Genomic DNA, 17,243 nt, shown 5'->3' with positions numbered 1-17,243 from the left:
CCGTAGAACACGGCGTTGCGCGCGTGCGCCTCCTCGTGGCGCGGCGCACCGGTCCACAGGATGTGGCTGAGGCCGCGGATCGCCGGGTGCTCGGGATGGACGAACTCGTACTTCTCGTTGAGAGCCTTGCGCAGCTTCGGCGAGAAGCCGACGAGCTCGCCGGCCGTGAAGTCCGCCATGTCGCGGAAGACCGTCTGCGGCTCGACGATGGCGTAGAAGTTGCCGCCGTAGGCGACGTCCACCACCACCTCGCCGAGACCCTCCACCTCGGCCGTCAGGCCTTCCGAATGGAGGAAGCCCGGCACGTTGCGAAGGCGCACCTCCTCGACGAAGCGGCCCTCCTGCCGGTAGGTCACGTCGACCCGGCCGGCCGGGGCGTCGACGGCTAGGCGTCCCTCCTCGCGCGGCGTCACCAGCCCGTTCTCGATCGCCATGGTCACGGTGCCGATGAGGCCGTGGCCGCACATCGGCAGACATCCGCTCGTCTCGATGAAGAGGACGCCGACGTCGCAGTCCGGCCTCGTCGGCGGATAGAGGATCGATCCCGACATCATGTCGTGGCCGCGCGGCTCGAACATCAGGCCGGTGCGGATCCAGTCGTATTGCTCCAGGAAATGCGCCCGCTTCTCCAGCATGGTCGCGCCCTGCAGCACCGGACCGCCGCCGGAGACGAGGCGGACCGGATTGCCGCAGGTGTGACCGTCGAGGCAGGAGAAGGTGCGCGATGCCATGGAACGCCTCAAGCGAAACGCTGGGGGGAGAAGGGAGCGAGATCGACCGGCGGGGCCCGGCCGGTCAGGAGGTCGGCGACGATCCGGGCGGTGCCGGCCGACTGGGTGAGACCGAGATGGCCGTGGCCGAAGGCATGGACGACGCGCCGGCTGCCGCGCGAGAAGCCGATGGCGGGAAGCGAGTCGGGCAGCGACGGGCGGAAGCCCATCCACTGCCGGCCGCCGGTCGTCTTCAGCCCGGGCAGGAAGCTCTTCGCCTTGGCAAGCATCGCGTCCGAGCGCTTGAAGTTCGGCTTCAGCCGGAGGCCGCCGAGTTCCACCGCCCCGCCGACGCGGATGCCGGTGGAGAGCCGCGTCACCACGAAGCCGTGGCCGCCGAAGGTCACCTGCGTGCGCAGGTCGAAGGCGTCGCCCGGCAGCGTCGTGTTGTAGCCGCGTTCGGTCTCGAGCGGCACGCGCTCGCCGACGGTCGCGGCGATCCTGTGCGAGAACGCACCGGCCGCCACGACGACGTCGGCGGCGCGGCGGGGCCCATCGCTGGTGTCGAGCGTCACGCCGGCGGCGTCCGGCAGGAGGGCGCGCACGTCAGCCGTCTCGATCGTACCGCCGTTTTCGCGGAAGCGTTCGGCGAGCGCGAGGACGTAGAGCTTCGGATCGGCGATCGAGAACCAGCCGGGCGTGAAGGTGCCGCGCACGAAGCGCGGCGCAATGCCGGGCTGCACCTCGGCCATCTCGGTCGCGCTCATGTGGCGGAACTCGATGCCGTGGCGCTCGCGCGCGTCCCAGCCGGGCAAGGAGGCCCGCCATTCCGCCTCGTTCTCGAACACCTCGAGATTGCCCTCCCGGCGCAGCATCGGCAGCGTGCCGGTGGCGGCGAGGAAGGGCTCGAGCTCGGCCTTGGAAAGATCCATGAGGGCGGTCTGGGCGGCGGTCGCGGCTTCCACGCGCGACGGCGAGCAGGCCTGCGCCACGCGCAGCATCCAGGGCGCGATGCGAAGCGCGTAAGACGGCGGCACGGAAAGCGGCCCGAGCGGGTCGAGCAGCCAGCGCGGCGCCTTGCGCATCAGGCCGGGCGAGGCGAGCGGCAGGATGTCGGTGAAGGCGAAGGCGCCGGCATTGCCAGCGGACGCCCCCGCCGCCGGCCCCTCGCGGTCGACGACCGCGACCCGACGGCCCCGCGCCTGGAGCGCGAGCGCCGCGGAGAGGCCGACGACGCCGGCCCCGATCACGATGATATCCGGCTGCACTGCCTCGTTCATGGCCGAGCTATGCCCTCGCAGCCGTCAGGCCGCAAGGCGCGGCGCGTGGGAGGCGGTCTTCGACCAGCTCGCATACCAGGCGTCGAAGAGCTTCAGCTGCGCCTCGGCGAAACCGCGCTGCGAATCCGACAGGACGTCGGTCTCGTTGAACTGCAGCGCGAACTCGCCATGCCCCTTCAGCACCATCAGGTGCTTAAAATAGAGGACGAGGTCCGGCCCCTCGTCGAACGAGGAGAGGACGGCGAGCGCCCCTTCCAGCTCGAGCGCCTGGCGGCGCGCGTCGGCATCGCCCTTGGCAGCGGCCTGGGCGAGCGCGCACAGATGCAGCACCTCGCGCGGCAGGACGTTGCCGATGCCGGTGATGGCGCCGGTCGCGCCGCAGTTGACGAAGCCGTGGACCACCGCGGTGTCGACGCCGACCATCAGGGTCACGCCGTCGTCGCGGCTGGTGATGTGCTCGGCGGCGTAGCGCAGGTCGTCCGGACCGCCGAACTCCTTGAAGCCGACGAGGTTCGGGTGCTCGGCGCGCAGGGCGAAGAAGAGGTCGGCCTTGGTGGCGTAGCCGTAGTACGGGCTGTTGTAGATGACCGCCGGCAGCTCGGGCGCGGCGGACAGCACGGCCTTGAAGTGCGCCTTCTGGGCGGCCGGCACCGTGCCGCGCGACAGGACGCGCGGGATGACCATCAGGCCCTTGGCGCCGACCTTGGCGGCGTGTGCGGCGTGGGCAACGGCAGAGGCCGTGTTGACAGCGCCGGTGCCGACGATCACCGGCACGCCGGCCTTCACGAGACGCTCGACGCCTTCCATGCGCTGCGCGTCGGTGAGGAGCGGCCAGTCGCCCATCGATCCGCAGTAGACGACCGCCGACATGCCCGCGGCGATCATGCGCTGGCCCGAGGCAACAAGTGCGTCGAAGTCCGGCGCGCGGTCCGGCTTGCACGGGGTCATGAGAGCGGGGATCACGCCGGAGAAGACGGACGAAGACATCGCAAGGCTCCTGAAGGTTCGGGCCGGCGCGACGGCTCGATCGCGCCTCATGACCCCTCGTAGCATCTTGTATTTTATTTGTCGACAGGTTTTGCGCGAGATCGGAGAAGGTCGCCGAGCGCGTGCCTCCCGTCCTTCTTGCCGGCGAGGATGGCGGCGGTGCGGCGTCCAGCGCCCCGGGCGATCGGCACGTGTCGGCCGCGCGCCAGCCGGCTCAATCCCGCGTCCAGAGCGTCTCGAGTTCGTCGCTGCCACGCATCCGCACGACGCGCCGCGCGTGGGCAGCGATGTCGGGCACCCCCGGCGTGACGGCGAGCTCCACGACGCGCTCGCTGCGCGCGCGTTTCCGGCGCCACGCGGCATAGGGATAGTCGGCGATCGGCGAGAAGGTCGAGCGACCGCGCGAGGCGGCGCGGCGCTGGGCGAAACCCGAATTGATCGCCGAAAGCCGGATGCGCCCACGATGGGCGGCAATGAGCGAGGCCGTGTCCGCCTCGATCACGTCGTGCGCCGCGTCGCGATAGGAGCCGGCGTTCAGCATCCGCAGGAGGCGGCTCCGGGTCAGCGAGAAGAAGGCGTGTGCGTTGAGGATCGCATACCAGTCCGCTGGCGCCAGCCCGTCCTCGAGGCAGGCGGCGAGGCTCCGGTCGCTCATCGGCTTCTGGTCGCGGATCACCGCCCGCCCAAGCCGGGCATGGCGGATTTCGACCGAGGCCGGCCGCCGCGCCTCCAGCGCCCGCCGCATGTCGTCCGCAACCTCGAAGAGGTCGAGCAGCGCGCTGGTGCCCCAGAGCCCGTGCTGCCGGATCGACGGCCAGGAGCCGGCGACCGCCATGTGGTAGAGGACCGGGCAGTCCCGGATCAGTTCGGACAGCTCGTCCTCGCTCAATCGCCCCCTCCCCTCGCTCGCACGGGCGGAAGATGGGCGGCGACGGTCCGGCCCGGCAGGCGGCGCGATGTCGCGCCGCTAGGGGGGCTCAGGCGAAGAGCTGCCAGCGCTTCGGGATCACGGTGATCGGCGTGCCGGTCTCGCTCGGCGCATGGGCGGGCAGTTCCACCTCGATCCGGCGCGCGGGGTTGGTGAGGTTGAACTCGGCCATGCGCGCACCGCCGACGCGCCGCGTGAGCGCGATCTGGCCGGAGAGGCCGCGCGCGCTCGGCTCCAGCACCTCGAAGTCATGCGGGCGCACGAACATGCGCCAGGACCCGTCGCGCGCATCGGTGCGCCCGAGCGGCACGCCGGCAAACGCGATCTCGCCGCCGCGCACCTCGACGGGCAGCTCGTTCGACTGGCCGATGAAGGAGAAGACGAAGGGGCTCTGCGGCCGGTCGTAGATGTCGTCGGCGGACCCCACCTGCTCGATCCGCCCCTGACTCATGACGACGACGCGGTCGGCGAGTTCCACCGCCTCGTCCTGGTCGTGGGTGACGAAGACCGTGGTGTGCCCGGTGCGGTCGTGCAGCTCGCGCAGCCAGCGGCGCAGGTCCTTGCGCACCTTGGCGTCGAGCGCCCCGAAGGGCTCGTCGAGAAGCAGCACCTTCGGCTCGATCGCGAGCGCGCGGGCGAGCGCGACGCGCTGGCGCTGGCCGCCGGACAGCTGCATCGGGTAGCGCTTGCCGAGGTCGGGCAACTGGATGAGTTCCAGAAGCTCCTCGACGCGCCGCCTGATCTCGGCGGCCGGGGGCCGCGTGGCCCGCTCGCGCACCGACAGGCCGAAGCCGATATTGTCGGCGACCGTCATGTGCTTGAACAGGGCATAGTGCTGGAACACGAAGCCGACGTTGCGCTCCTGCACGCTCTTGCCCGACGCGTCCTCGTCGCCGAACAGGATCTGGCCCGCGGTCGGGAACTCGAGCCCCGCGATGAGGCGGAGCAGCGTCGTCTTGCCGGAGCCGGACGGCCCGAGCAGCGCGATCAGTTCGCCCGAGCGGATGTCGAGCGACACGTCGTGGAGCGCGGGATAGCGGTCGAATTCCTTGCGGATATTGCGGACGCCGATCTTCATCAGTGGTGATCCGTCATGTCAGTGGCCGCCGCGGCTGGCCTTGATGTCGCCGGCATAGCGCCATTCGAGGAAGGTCTTGAGGCAGAGGGTCACGAGCGCCAGCATGGCGAGCAGCGTCGCCACGGCGAAGGCTGCCGAGAAGGCGTACTCGTTGTAGAGAATCTCGACATGGAGCGGCATCGTGTTCGTCTCGCCCCGGATCTTGCCGGAGATGACGGCCACCGCCCCGAACTCGCCCATGGCGCGCGCGTTGCAAAGGAGCACCCCGTAGAGGAGCGCCCATTTCACGTTGGGCAGCGTCACGCGCCGGAAGGTCTGCCAGCCGGTGGCCCCCAGCGAGATCGCCGCCTCCTCGTCGCCCGTGCCCTGTTCCTGCATCAGCGGGATCAGTTCGCGCGCGACGAAGGGCAGCGTGACGAACACGGTGGCGAGCACGATGCCCGGCAGCGCGAAGACGATCGGAATGCCGGTCGCCTGCACCATCCAGTGGAAATAGCCCTGCGCGCCGAATAGGAGCACGAAGACGAGACCCGCGATCACCGGCGAGACCGAGAAGGGCAGGTCGATCAGCGTCGTCAGCAGCGTCTTGCCCTTGAACTCGAATTTGGCGATCGCCCAGGCGGCACACAGGCCGAAGACGAGGTTCACCGGCACGGCGATCGCGGCGACGGTCAGCGTCAGCTTGATCGCGGCAAGCGCGTCCGGGTCGGTGATCGCCTGCCGGAAGGCGTCGACGCCGCCGCGCAGCGCCTCCACGAACACGGCGACCAGCGGCAGGAACAGGACCAGCGCCAGGAACAGCATGGCCACCGCGATCAGCGTCCACTTGACGGCGGGGCTCTCGTCGGTCGGCGAGGGCCGGCGGGAGCGCACGGTCTCCACGGGCGGCGCGGCCTCGAGGGTCGTATCAAGCGCCAAGGCCATACCTCCGGCGGCTCCAGGTCTGGATGATGTTGATCGCGAGCAGGATCGCGAAGGAGAAGATCAGCATCAGCGAAGCCACCGCCGTCGCGCCGGCATAGTTGAACTCCTCCAACCGGATCACGATCAGAAGCGGCGCGATCTCCGACACGTAGGGGATGTTGCCGGCGATGAAGATCACCGAGCCGTATTCGCCGATGGAGCGCGCGAGCGCCAGCGCGAAGCCGGTGAGGAGCGCCGGCGTGACGGTCGGCAGCACGACGCGGAATACGGTCTGGAAGCGGTTAGCACCCAGCGTCGCGGCCGCCTGCTCGAGCTCGGTGTCCATCTCCTCCAGCACCGGCTGCACCGTGCGCACCACGAAGGGCAAGGACACGAAGGTCAGCGCCACGATGACGCCGAGCGGCGAATAGGCGATGCGAAGGCCCCCCTCGCCGAACAGCGGCGCGAAGAGGCCGCCCGGCGCGAACAGGGAGCCGACCCAGCCGTTCGGCGCGTAGAGCGCGGTCAGCGCGATGCCGGCGACGGCTGTCGGCAGTGCGAACGGCAGGTCGATCGCCGCATCCACCAGCCGCTTGCCGGGAAAGCGGTAGCGCACGAGCACCCAGGCGAGGAGCAGGCCGAACACGGCGTTGATGACGGCCGAGACTAGCGAGGCGCCGAACGACAGGGTCAGCGCCGAGACGACGCGCCGGTCGCTCGCCAGCGCCAGGAAATCGGAAAGGCCGAGCCCGGCCGCGCGCACCGCCAGCGCCGACAGCGGCAGGAGCACGATGAGGCTGAGATAGGCGAGCGTCACCCCGAGCGACAGGCCGAAGCCCGGCACGACGCTCGGTTGGCGGAAGTGAAAGGCCGGGCGATCAGCGGTGGTCGAAGCCATGCGGTTCCTGACGAGACGTCGGCTGGAGGTGGCGGGCGCGTGGGTGGCAAAATAGCGCGGCAAGCCGCGCGGCGATACCGCCGGCTTGCCGCGCCGATCATCCGGCGGCACGGGAACGGCTCCGCCGCCGGGAGCGGCGGGACCGGGGCGCGCACCGGGATGGGAGGATGCCCGAGGCGCCGGGGATCGTCAGGCCCTGATGCCGAGGGCTTTTGCGCGCCTCAGTTGGCGGGCTTGTAGATCTGGTCGAAGATGCCGCCGTCGCCGAAGTGCTCGGGCTGGACCTTCGCCCATCCGCCGAACTGCGCATCGTCGATCTTCACGAGATCGATCTTCGGAAAGCGCTCCAGCAGCGCCTTGTCGGTCACCTTCTCGGGCTCGGACGGGCGGTAGTAGTGCTTGGCCGAGATGGTCTGGCCCTCCGGCGAGTAGAGGTAGTCGAGATAGGCCTTCGCCACCTCGGTCGTGCCCTTGGTGTCGGTGTTGCCAGGCACCAGGGCCACCGGCGGCTCGGCGAGGATGGAGATCGAGGGCACCTTGATCTCGAACTGGTCGGGACCGAGTTCCTCGAGCGCCAGGAACGCCTCGTTCTCCCAGGCGAGCAGCACGTCGCCGATGCCGCGCTGGACGAAGGTGGTGGTGGAGCCGCGCGCGCCGGTATCGAGCACCGGGACGTGGCGATAGACGTCGCCGACGAAGCCCTTCACCTTCTCCGCGTCGCCGCCGTACTGCTTGTTCGCCCAAGCCCAGGCGGCCAGATAGTTCCAGCGTGCGCCGCCGGACGTCTTCGGGTTCGGCGTGATGACCTGGACGCCGTCCTTCACGAGGTCGCCCCAGTCGTTGATCGCCTTCGGGTTGCCCTTGCGCACCAGGAACACGATCGTCGACGTGTAGGGCGAGGAGTTGTGCGGCAGGAGCGTGCGCCAGTTGTCGGGGATCTTCTTCGTTGCCTTGGCGATGGCGTCGATGTCGGCCTGTAGGGCGAGCGTCACGACGTCGGCATCGAGGCCGTCGATCACGGTGCGCGCCTGCGCGCCCGAGCCGCCGTGCGACATGCGCACCGTCGGGGCGTCCTTGCCGTCCGCCTTCTGGTGGGCGGCGAAGGCGGCGTTGAAGTCGCGGTAGAGTTCGCGCGTCGGATCGTAGGAGACGTTGAGAAGGGTCTGGGCCGAGACCGGCAGGCTGAGCGCCATCAGGGTGGCGGCGGCAATTCCAAGCGACAGGGACAGACGCATTCGCGGGGGTTCCTTTCCGGCCGGAGCCCGGGCTTCGATGCGTTGAAGCTAGAGCCCCCGAACGGTCGGGAACAGGAACGATCTACTAAATCCGGTCACGTTATGGACAATTCGATGTCGCGGATCGGCGGCGGACGCCGCCGATCCCGTGTGCCGGCGGTCAGCCGGCGAGGACGTCCTTCGAGGCGACCGATGAATCGGCGTTGAGCCGGTAGACGATGGGCACGCCGGTCGCGAGTTCCTGCGCGACGATCTCCTCGCCCGTCAGCCCGTCGAGCGCCATGATGAGGGCGCGCAGCGAATTGCCGTGGGCGGCGACGATCACGGTGCCGCCCGACAGTACCTTCGGCTGGATGCGATGTATGTAGTAGGGCCAGACGCGCGCGCCGGTGTCCTTGAGGCTTTCGCCGCCCGGCGGCGGCACGTCGTAGGACCGGCGCCAGACATGGACCTGATCCTCGCCCCACTTGGCGCGGGCGTCGTCCTTGTTGAGGCCCGACAGGTCGCCGTAGTCGCGCTCGTTCAGCGCCTGGTCGCGATGCGTCTCGATCGGGCCCTGCCCGAGCTCACCTTCGATGAGGGCGAGCGTGCGCTGGGCGCGCGACAGGACGCTCGTGAAGGCGACATCGAAGCGCAGGCCCGCATCCTTCAGGCGACGGCCGGCGGCGCGCGCCTCCTCGACGCCGAGCTCCGTCAGGTCTGGGTCGCGCCAGCCAGTGAAGAGGTTCTTGAGGTTCCATTCGCTCTGCCCGTGGCGGACGAGGACGAGGGTACGGGACATGGGCTTTGGCTCCCTTGGCTTGAGGACGGAGGAAAAGGATCAGAGACCGAGGACGTCGCGCATCGAGTAGAGGCCCGGCGGCTGGCTTCGCGCCCAGAGCGCGGCGCGCAGCGCCCCGCGCGCGAAGATCGCGCGGTCCTCGGCGTGGTGCTTCAGCGTGATGCGCTCGCCTTCGCCGGCCAGGATCACCTCGTGGTCGCCGACCACCGAGCCGCCGCGCAGCGTCGCGAAGCCGATCGCACCCGCCGGGCGCGCTCCGGTGTGGCCGTCGCGCACGCGCACCGACCGGTCGGCGAGATCGATCCCGCGCCCCGCCGCGGCCGCCTGACCGAGGAGGAGCGCGGTGCCGGAGGGCGCATCGACCTTGTGGCGGTGGTGCATTTCCAGGATCTCGAGATCGAAGGTGTCGGGCCCCAGCGCACGCGCCGCCTGCTCGACGAGCACCGACAGGAGATTGACCCCGAGGCTCATGTTGCCGGACTTGACGATCCGCGCGCCATCGCACCCCGCCACCGCGATCGCCGCATCGTCCTCGGTCGAGCAGCCCGTGGTGCCGATGACGTGCACCAGCCCGCGACGCGCCGTCTGAAGCGCCAGCGCCACGCTGGCGGCGGGCGCGGTGAAGTCGATCACGCCGTCGGCCTCGCGCAGCGCGGCCTCGAGGTCGTCCGACACGGGGACACCGAGCGCGGCGACCCCGGCGAGCGTGCCGGCATCCTCCCCGAGATGGGCCGAGCCCGGCCGCTCCACGGCGGCGGCGACCGCGAACTCCGGCGCCTCGGAGGCGAGACGCACCAGCGTCCTGCCCATGCGCCCGCCCGCCCCGAGGATCACCAGCCGCATCGCGTCCATCGCCCGTCTTCCCTTCAGTCCACCGTCTCGCCCGCGCCCGACTGGAGCGCGTGGAAGCGGGCATACAATCCGTTCGGCCGGCGGCTCAGCTCGGCATGGGTGCCGCCCTCCGCGATGCGGCCGCGATCAACGACGAGGATCTGGTCGGCTCCGACGATCGTCGAGAGGCGGTGCGCGACGACGAGGACGGTGCGACCGCGCATCGCCTCCTCCAGCGCCCGCTGAACCAGCACCTCGGAGCGCGAATCCAGCGCCGAGGTCGCCTCGTCCAGTACCAGGATCGGCGCGTCGCGCAGGAGCGCGCGGGCGATCGACAGGCGCTGGCGCTGGCCGCCCGACAATGTCGCGCCGCTCTCGCCGACCGGCGTCTCGTAGCCGAGCGGCTGGGCGAGGATGAACTCCTCGGCCTGCGCACGGCGCGCCGCCTCCTCCACTTCGGCGTCGGAGGCGGCCGGGCGCCCGAAACGGATGTTGTCGCGGATCGTGCCCTCGAAGAGGACCGGCTGCTGCGGGACGTAGGCAATCCTGGTGCGCAGCGAATGCTTGGTGACGGCGCGGATGTCCTGCCCGTCGATCGTGATGCGCCCGGCCGCCGGATCGTAAAAGCGCTCCAGAAGCGCCAGGACGGTCGACTTGCCGCCGCCGGAAGCGCCGACCAGCGCCGTGGTCCGCCCCGCCGGCGCGGTGAAGCCGATGCCGCGCAGGACGTCCTCGCCGCCGGGATAGCGGAAGCGCACGTCCTCGAACACGATCTCGCCGCGCGTGACCGTCAGAGCCTCGGCACCCGGAGCATCGGCCTGGCGCGGCGGCTCGTCGAGGATCTCGTAGATCATGCGCGCGTTGACCAGCGCCTTTTCGAGCTGCACCTGCAGGCGCGCGAGGCGCCGGGCGGGATCGTAGGCGAGAAGCAGCGCGGTGATGAAGGCGAACATCGCGCCCGGCGAATAGCCGTAGACGATCGAGCGGTAGCCCGACCAGGCGATCACGGCGGCGACCGCAAGGCCCGCCACGGTTTCGGTCACCGGCCCGGAACGCTCGGTGATGACGGCGATGCGGTTGGAGCGTTCCTCGGCCTGCCGGATCAGACCTTCGGTCCGCTCGCGCAGGAGCTCCTCCATCGTAAAGGCCTTCACGACCTGGATCCCTTGCGCGGTCTCCTGCATGGAGCCCAGCACCCGCGCGTTGAGGTCGACCGACTGGCGCGTCGCCTTGCGCAGCTTGCGCGAGAGGTTCGAGATCATGATCGCGATCGGCGGGCCGGCGGTCAGCGCGATCAGCGACAGGACCCAGTCCTGCCAGATCATCGCGCCGATCAGGAAGATCAGCGTCAGGAGGTCGCGCGCGATCGAGGTGACCGTGAGGTTCAGCGTCTCGCGCACGCCCGTCACGTTCTGGTTGATGCGCGCGGCGAGCTGGGCCGAGCGGTTCTCGCCGTAGAAGTCGACCGAAAGCTCGGTGAGGTGCCGGAACAGGCGGCGCTGGTAGCGCGCCACGATGTCGTTGCCGATGCGCGCGAGAACGACGCCCTGCCCGTAGGAGGCAAGCCCCCGCACGAGGAACGACAGGAACACGGCGAAGGGCAGCGAGAAGAGGACCGCGCGGTTGCCCTCGACGAAGATCTCGTCGATCACGTCGCGCATGATCCAGGCGAGGAAGGCCGTCGACAGCGCCACCAGCACAAGGCAGACGCTCGCGAAGGCATAGCCGCGGATGTGCTCGCGCCCGTTCTCGGCAAAGATGCGCCTGAGAAGCCGCAGCGCTTCGCCGCGCTCGGCCCCGTCGGACAGGGACAGGCTCTTCTTGGTTCCGATCAACGCCACCAACCTCGTTCGGCGGCTCTATAGCGCGTCGGCGGCGGGATGCCTACGGGGCTCGCGGTGCGGCCGCCTCACCCCACCCAGCGCCGGCCGGCGGTCTCGAGCCCGTAGCCCTGCGGGCTGCGGGCATAGGCGGCGAGCCCGACGAGCGCGGCGAGCGGCTGCGTGATGACGAAGAGCGGGATGTCGCGCATCAGCGCCTCGTGCGGCGCCTTGTCGTCGAAGGCGGCGCGCATCTCGGGCGCATGGACGATCGGGATGATGCGCTGGAAGATGCCGCCGGCGATGTAGACCCCGCCGCGCGCCATGAAGAGAAGCGCGAGATCGCCCGCGAGGCGGCCGAGATATGCGGCGAAGAGCTGCACCGCCTCGCCCGACTGCCCGTCGCGCCCGTTGAGCGCGGCCTCGGTCACGGAGGCGGGCGTCGGATGCGTCGGCTCGACCCCGTCGGCCGAGCAGATCGCGCGGTAGAGGTTGACGAGGCCGCGGCCGGACAGGATCTGCTCGCCCGAGATGCGCCCGGCGATGGTCTCCAGATGCGGCCAGATCTCGCGGTCGCGCGCCGTCCGCGCGCCCAGATCGACATGGCCGCCCTCGCCCGCCACCGGGATCCACATGCCGCGGGCGTGGACGAGTGCGCCGACGCCGAGCCCCGTGCCGGGGCCGACCACGACGCGGCTCGCGCCCTCGCGCACCGTGCCGCCGCCGATCGCCTGCCGGCCGCTCTCGGGCAGCGCCGAGACGGCGAGCGCCTGCGCCTCGAAATCGTTGAGGACGAGCACCTCGCTGAAGCCGAGATCGGCGATCAGCGTGCGCGGGCGCACCACCCAGGGGCAGTTGGTGAGGTCGATCTCGTCGCCGTCCACCGGGCCGGCGATGGCCAGCACCGCCGTCGCCGGGCGCTCAGTGGTGTTGCGGAAGACGGCGGCACGGATGGCGTCGTCGATATTGGGAAAGTCCGCGGTCTGAACGATCGGGAAGGTCTCGGGCTCGGCTCGCGCGTCGCGCAGGAGCGCGAAGCGCGCATTGGTGCCGCCGATGTCGCCGATCAGGATCGGAAACCGGAGACCGTCGGTGCCCTCGCTCGCCGAACCCATGGAAACCCTCCGTCTCGCCTTCTGGAGCCTCGCGCCATAGCATCCGGCGCCATCCGGCAAAAGGCCGCCGGGAGCCCGTTTTGCCGGGACCGGCCGCTCAGCCGGCCGGGCGCATGCGCGGCATGGCGAAGCCCTCGTCGTCCGGCACCGCGGCGGGCGGAACCGGGGCGGCCGAGGCGCGTGGCGCCGGCTCGGGCGCCATCGGCGCGTTGCCGTCGACGTCGTCGGCCATCGCAGGGGCCGCAGCCGCCACGGGCGCGGCCCGCACCGGCGCGGCGGCCCGCGCGCCCGCGGCGTCCGGCTGCTTCAGGACGGCCGCGCAGGCGCGCGGCAGCGCCGACAGGAAGATCGGAGGCGGCTTCTTGTAGGGCTTGGCGCTCGGCTTGGGCGGCTGCAGCGCCACGTCGAACCACCAGTCCAGCTTGTCGCAGCCGTCGCCCTTCACGGTCGGCTCCTGCGGCTGGCAGTTGGGCGAGCCGGGCTGGCACACCATGCGCACGTGGAAGTGGTAGTCGTGGCCGTACATCGGCCGCACCTTGTTCAGCCAGGCCCGGTCGCGGCCGGCCGTCTTGCAGAGCTGCTCTTTGATGCCGGGATGCACGAAGATCCGCTCGACCTCCGGCTCGGTAGCCGCGGTACGGATGAGCTTCATCATCTCGGGCCGCCAGCGCTTCAGGTCGATGTGGCGGGTGCGCGGGTCGATGACGGAGGGCAACGGCATGTGGTCGCGCTCGTCGTCCGTCAGCCGGCGGTTCGGCATCTCGGTGAGGTAGATGTCGGCGTCGAGGCCGATCTGGTGCGAGGCGTGGCCGTCCTTCATCGGGCCGCCGCGCGGCTGCGCCATGTCGCCGAACAGGAGGCCGCGCCAGTTGGCCTCGCGCCGGGCGTCCACCGACAGGCGCTGCAGGAGCTTGATCAGGGCGGGATGGGCATAGGCGCGGTCGCGCGAGGGCTTCATCACCTGCCAGGTCGGCCCGTCCTTCGGCATCGCCATGCCGCCGGCCAGACACCCCTTGGAATAGAAGCCGATGCTCTGCGGCGGCGCGGCCGAGGGAAAGTGCTCGGCCGAGAACAGGTCCTTCGCGGGGGTCTCGGCCCGCGCCGCGCCCGCGAGTGCCAACCCAAGCGCCAGCCCCAGTCCGACCGCTCGTCCCAGCTTCATCGATCCCGCCATGCGCACAGCCCTTCCGTTCGGCTGCGATCAGCCCGACAGATCGGCCGAAACTAAGGCCGGCGCTTGGCCTGGAGCTTGCGCGGGGATGGCGCGGATCAGACGGGAACCGCCGCGCCCGCCTCGGCGGAGGCGTAGAACGCGTCGATCACCCGCTGGTTGAGCACCGATTCCTCCAGCGTGAACAGCGTCTCGCCCGAGCCGGCGACCGCGCGCGCAAAGGCCTCGGCCTGCAGCCGGTACTGATCGACGCCGCCGAAGCGCACGGTCTCGGCATGGGCGTGCCCGCGGTCGTGGCAGTGCACGGCGGCCTGCGCGTAGAGCCCGGCGTTGAAGGGGGCGTCGACCTCGATGAAGCCCTCGGTGCCGTGGAACACCAGGGTCTGGCGCGCGGCGAGCTGCGTCGCGACGTAGAAGCTGAGGCGGAAGCCCTCGAACTCGACCTCGCACTCGGCGAGGATGTCGGTGCCGAAGCGCGTGTCGCGCTCGATCCGCGCGCGCGCCGCCCGGCCCTCGAGGCCGGTGACGAGGCGCGTCGCGACCACCGGATAGACGCCGATGTCGGGCAGTGCGCCGCCGCCGAGATCGAGCTGGTTGCGCATGTTGCCGGGGTCGTCGTTGAAGTAGGAGAACGCGCCCTGCACGTGGCGCAGGCGCCCGATCCGGCCGGCCGCGATCCATTCACGGACCTTCGCCCATTGCGGATGGTGGCGCACCATGAAGGCCTCGGCGACCGTCACGCCCGCCCGGTCGCGCGCGGCGATCACGGGGGCGATGTCGGCCGCGCGCAGTGCCAGCGGCTTCTCGACGAGGACATGCTTGCCCGCGTCCGCCGCCTTCACCGCCCATTCCACGTGTTGCGCGGTCGGCAGCGGCACATAGACCGCGTCGATGTCGGGCGAGGCCAGAAGCGCCTCGTAGGAGCCGAAGGCGCGCGGCGCGCCGAAGTGACGGGCGAGCTCGCGCGCCCGCGCCTCGTCACGGCTGGCGATGCCCTCCACGACGCAGCCCTCCGCCTTCAGGAGCGCCGGTATGACGTGCTCGCGCGCGATCTTCGCACCCGACAGAATTCCCCAACGCAGCATGCGTCCCCTCCCCCTTGTCGCTTCTTCCCGTCCGGTCAGGCGCGCAGGCGCCCGCCGGTCGCCTTCTCCACCGCCGCGACGATCTTCTTCGAGGCCGCCTCGAGATCCTCGTCGGTCAGGGTCTTCTCGGCCGGGTTCAGCGTGACCTCGATCGCGACCGACTTGGCGTCGGGCCCGAGCGCCGCGCCCTCGAACACGTCGAAGAGGCGGACCTCGCCGATCAGCTTGCGATCGGCGCCCTCCGCGGCCCGTATCAGCTTGATCGCCTCGACCCCGCGATCCACCACGAAGGCGAAGTCGCGCTTCACCGGCTGGAAGGCCGAAAGCTGCAGCACGGGCTTGGTGCGCGTGGCCTTGCGCTTGCCCTCCGGCGCCTCGTCGAGGAACACCTCGAAGCCGGCGACCGAACCGGTGACGCCCAGAGCCTTGAGGGCGCGCGGATGGAACTCGCCGAACTCGGCCAGCACCGTCTTGGGCCCGAGCTTGATGCGTCCCGAGCGGCCCGGGTGATACCAGGGGCTTGCGGGCGTCTCGAACTGCAGCCGCTCGACCGGCACGCCGACGGCTTCGAGGACGGCCAGCGCGTCGGCCTTGGCGTCGAAGACGCCGACCGCCGCGGCGTTACCCGCCCAGTCGCGGCCCGCGCCGGCATGGCCTGCCGTGCCCCGGCGCACGCCGCCGGCCACGCGCCGCTGCCCGTCCGGCTCGTCGGAGCGGTAGATCGAGGCGACCTCGAAGAGCGCGAGATCGCCGTAGCCCCGCTGCGCGTTGCGCTGCGCCGCTTGCAGGAGGTTCGGTAGGAGCGACGGGCGCATGTCGGACAGATCGGCCGCGATGGGGTTCTCGAGGCTGAGGTGCGCCTCGCCGCCGCCGAAGGCCTTCGCCGCCTCGGCCGAGACGAAGGAATAGGTGACGGCCTCCGCCAGCCCGCGGGCGGCGAGCGTCCGGCGCGCCGCGCGGTCGCGAACCTGCCGCGATGTCAGCACGCGGCCGTTGACGCCGGCAATCGCGGGCAGCGGCTGCGGCGCGATGTTGTCGACGCCGACGAGGCGCATGACCTCCTCCACGAGGTCGGCCTTGCCCTCGATGTCCGGACGCCAGGACGGAGCGACGACGAGGGCATGGTCGGGCCGCTCGTCGACCTCGAACCCGAGCCGCGTCAGGATCTCGACCTGGCGGGCGGGCTCGACGGTGAGGCCGGTCAGGCGCTCGACTTCGGAGAAGGGGAAACGGATGGCGTCGCGCGTCTCGATGCGGGCCGGCGTCAGGGCGACCTCGCTCGGGGTACCGCCGCACAGGTCCATCACGAGGCGCGTCGCGAGCTCCAGCCCCGGCTCCATGAAGGCCGGGTCGACGCCGCGCTCGAAGCGGTAGCGCGCATCGGTGATGATGCCGAGCGCGCGGCCGGCGCGGGCGATCGCCAGCGGCTCCCACAGCGCCGATTCGATGAGGACGTCGGTGGTGCCCTCATCGCAGCCCGAATGCTCGCCGCCCATGATGCCGGCGATCGATTCCGCGCCCCGGTCGTCGGCGATCACGCAGACCTTGGGGTTCAGCGTATGCGTGCGCCCGTCGAGGCCGAGGATTTCCTCGCCCTCCGCCGCCTGCCGGACCACAAGGTCGCCCGCGACCTTCTTCGCGTCGAAGACGTGGAGCGGACGGCCCCGGTCGAAGGTGACGTAATTGGTGATGTCGACGAGCGCGTTGATCGGGCGAAGGCCGATCGCCTTCAGCCGCTTCTGCATCCACTCCGGCGACGGACCGTTCTGCACCCCCGACACGCGGCGCAGCGCAAAGCCAAGGCAGGTCTCGCTCTCGACCCGGACCGTCACCGGGCAGGCGCCCTCGCCCGCAACCGGCTCGACCGCGCCGCCCTTCAGCGTGCCGAGGCCCGACGCCGCGAGATCGCGCGCGATGCCATGGACGCTCGTCGCGTCCGGCCGGTTGGGCGTCAGGTTGATCTCGATGACCGGGTCGGCGAGGCCGGCATAGTCGGCAAAGGCCGTGCCGACCGGCGCGTCGCCCGGCAGATCGATGATGCCGTTGTGCTCGTCCGACAGCTCGAGCTCGCGCTCCGAGCACATCATGCCGAAGCTTTCGATGCCGCGGATCTTACCGATGCCGAGCGTCACGTCGAGGCCGGGCACATAGGTGCCGGGCAGGCCGAGAACGCCGACGAGGCCGGCGCGCGCGTTCGGCGCGCCGCAAACCACCTGCAGCGGCTTGCCCTCGTTGACGGCGGGCCCGGCAACGACGGTCAGCACCTGCAGCTTGTCGGCGTCGGGATGGCGGCGCGCGTCGAGCACGCGGGCGATCGTGAAGGCGCGCATGGCGGCCTTGTCGTCGAGCGATTCCACCTCGAGGCCGATCGCGGTGAGGCGCTCGGTGATCTCGGCGAGGGTGGCGTCGGTGTCGAGGTGA

15 protein-coding genes are annotated in these 17,243 nt (G+C 70.7%); all 15 read right to left on the bottom strand.

Annotated features, from left to right (window positions below; genetic code table 11):
* Positions 1-731: 4-hydroxyproline epimerase (locus QZ753_RS00645; protein ID WP_294640267.1), on the bottom strand; the 731-nt coding region annotated here is incomplete at its 3' end.
* A gap of 8 nt (positions 732-739) precedes the next feature.
* The gene (locus tag QZ753_RS00640) at positions 740-1,990 is read right to left on the bottom strand and encodes an FAD-binding oxidoreductase (RefSeq protein ID WP_294640266.1); all 1,251 of its coding nucleotides are present in this window, start codon (positions 1,988-1,990) and stop codon (positions 740-742) included.
* Between the two features lie 24 nt (positions 1,991-2,014).
* Positions 2,015-2,977 carry a dihydrodipicolinate synthase family protein gene (locus QZ753_RS00635; RefSeq protein ID WP_294640264.1) on the bottom strand — a complete coding sequence of 321 codons (963 nt, stop codon included), beginning with the start codon at positions 2,975-2,977 and terminating at the stop codon, positions 2,015-2,017.
* 214 nt (positions 2,978-3,191) lie between these two features.
* A complete protein-coding gene (locus QZ753_RS00630; protein ID WP_294640263.1) occupies positions 3,192-3,866 on the bottom strand; it encodes a hypothetical protein in 675 nt (224 codons plus the stop codon).
* An 88-nt stretch (positions 3,867-3,954) separates the two neighbouring features.
* Complete coding sequence (locus tag QZ753_RS00625; protein WP_294640261.1) at positions 3,955-4,983, bottom strand: sulfate/molybdate ABC transporter ATP-binding protein; 1,029 nt, start codon at positions 4,981-4,983, stop codon at positions 3,955-3,957.
* 18 nt (positions 4,984-5,001) lie between these two features.
* A complete protein-coding gene (cysW, locus tag QZ753_RS00620) occupies positions 5,002-5,865 on the bottom strand; it encodes a sulfate ABC transporter permease subunit CysW (RefSeq protein ID WP_294640270.1) in 864 nt (287 codons plus the stop codon).
* 25 nt (positions 5,866-5,890) lie between these two features.
* The gene (gene cysT, locus QZ753_RS00615; RefSeq protein WP_294640260.1) at positions 5,891-6,784 is read right to left on the bottom strand and encodes a sulfate ABC transporter permease subunit CysT; all 894 of its coding nucleotides are present in this window, start codon (positions 6,782-6,784) and stop codon (positions 5,891-5,893) included.
* 221 nt (positions 6,785-7,005) lie between these two features.
* Positions 7,006-8,019 carry a sulfate ABC transporter substrate-binding protein gene (locus QZ753_RS00610; protein WP_294640258.1) on the bottom strand — a complete coding sequence of 338 codons (1,014 nt, stop codon included), beginning with the start codon at positions 8,017-8,019 and terminating at the stop codon, positions 7,006-7,008.
* Positions 8,020-8,179: 160 nt separating this feature from the next.
* The gene (locus QZ753_RS00605; protein WP_090963680.1) at positions 8,180-8,800 is read right to left on the bottom strand and encodes a 2,3-bisphosphoglycerate-dependent phosphoglycerate mutase; all 621 of its coding nucleotides are present in this window, start codon (positions 8,798-8,800) and stop codon (positions 8,180-8,182) included.
* Between the two features lie 39 nt (positions 8,801-8,839).
* Positions 8,840-9,652, bottom strand: coding sequence for a 4-hydroxy-tetrahydrodipicolinate reductase (gene dapB, locus QZ753_RS00600; protein WP_294640254.1), 813 nt, complete (start codon positions 9,650-9,652; stop codon positions 8,840-8,842).
* 14 nt (positions 9,653-9,666) lie between these two features.
* Entirely contained in the window at positions 9,667-11,463 is a 1,797-nt protein-coding gene (locus QZ753_RS00595; RefSeq protein WP_294640268.1) for an ABC transporter ATP-binding protein, read from the bottom strand.
* 77 nt (positions 11,464-11,540) lie between these two features.
* The gene (locus QZ753_RS00590; RefSeq protein ID WP_294640252.1) at positions 11,541-12,566 is read right to left on the bottom strand and encodes a glucokinase; all 1,026 of its coding nucleotides are present in this window, start codon (positions 12,564-12,566) and stop codon (positions 11,541-11,543) included.
* A 97-nt stretch (positions 12,567-12,663) separates the two neighbouring features.
* Positions 12,664-13,728: a penicillin-insensitive murein endopeptidase gene (mepA, locus tag QZ753_RS00585; protein ID WP_294640250.1), complete on the bottom strand. Its 1,065-nt coding sequence runs from the start codon at positions 13,726-13,728 to the stop codon at positions 12,664-12,666.
* Positions 13,729-13,835: 107 nt separating this feature from the next.
* Positions 13,836-14,822, bottom strand: a complete 987-nt coding sequence (locus QZ753_RS00580) for a Gfo/Idh/MocA family oxidoreductase (RefSeq protein ID WP_294640248.1) — start codon at positions 14,820-14,822, stop codon at positions 13,836-13,838.
* Positions 14,823-14,857: 35 nt separating this feature from the next.
* A partial coding sequence (pheT, locus tag QZ753_RS00575) for a phenylalanine--tRNA ligase subunit beta (RefSeq protein ID WP_294640246.1) occupies positions 14,858-17,243 on the bottom strand: 2,386 nt, incomplete at its 5' end.

The sequence above is a fragment of the uncultured Aureimonas sp. genome (assembly GCF_913775355.1).
Taxonomy (GTDB): domain Bacteria; phylum Pseudomonadota; class Alphaproteobacteria; order Rhizobiales; family Rhizobiaceae; genus Aureimonas.
This window is presented reverse-complemented; position numbering and strand designations above follow the sequence as displayed.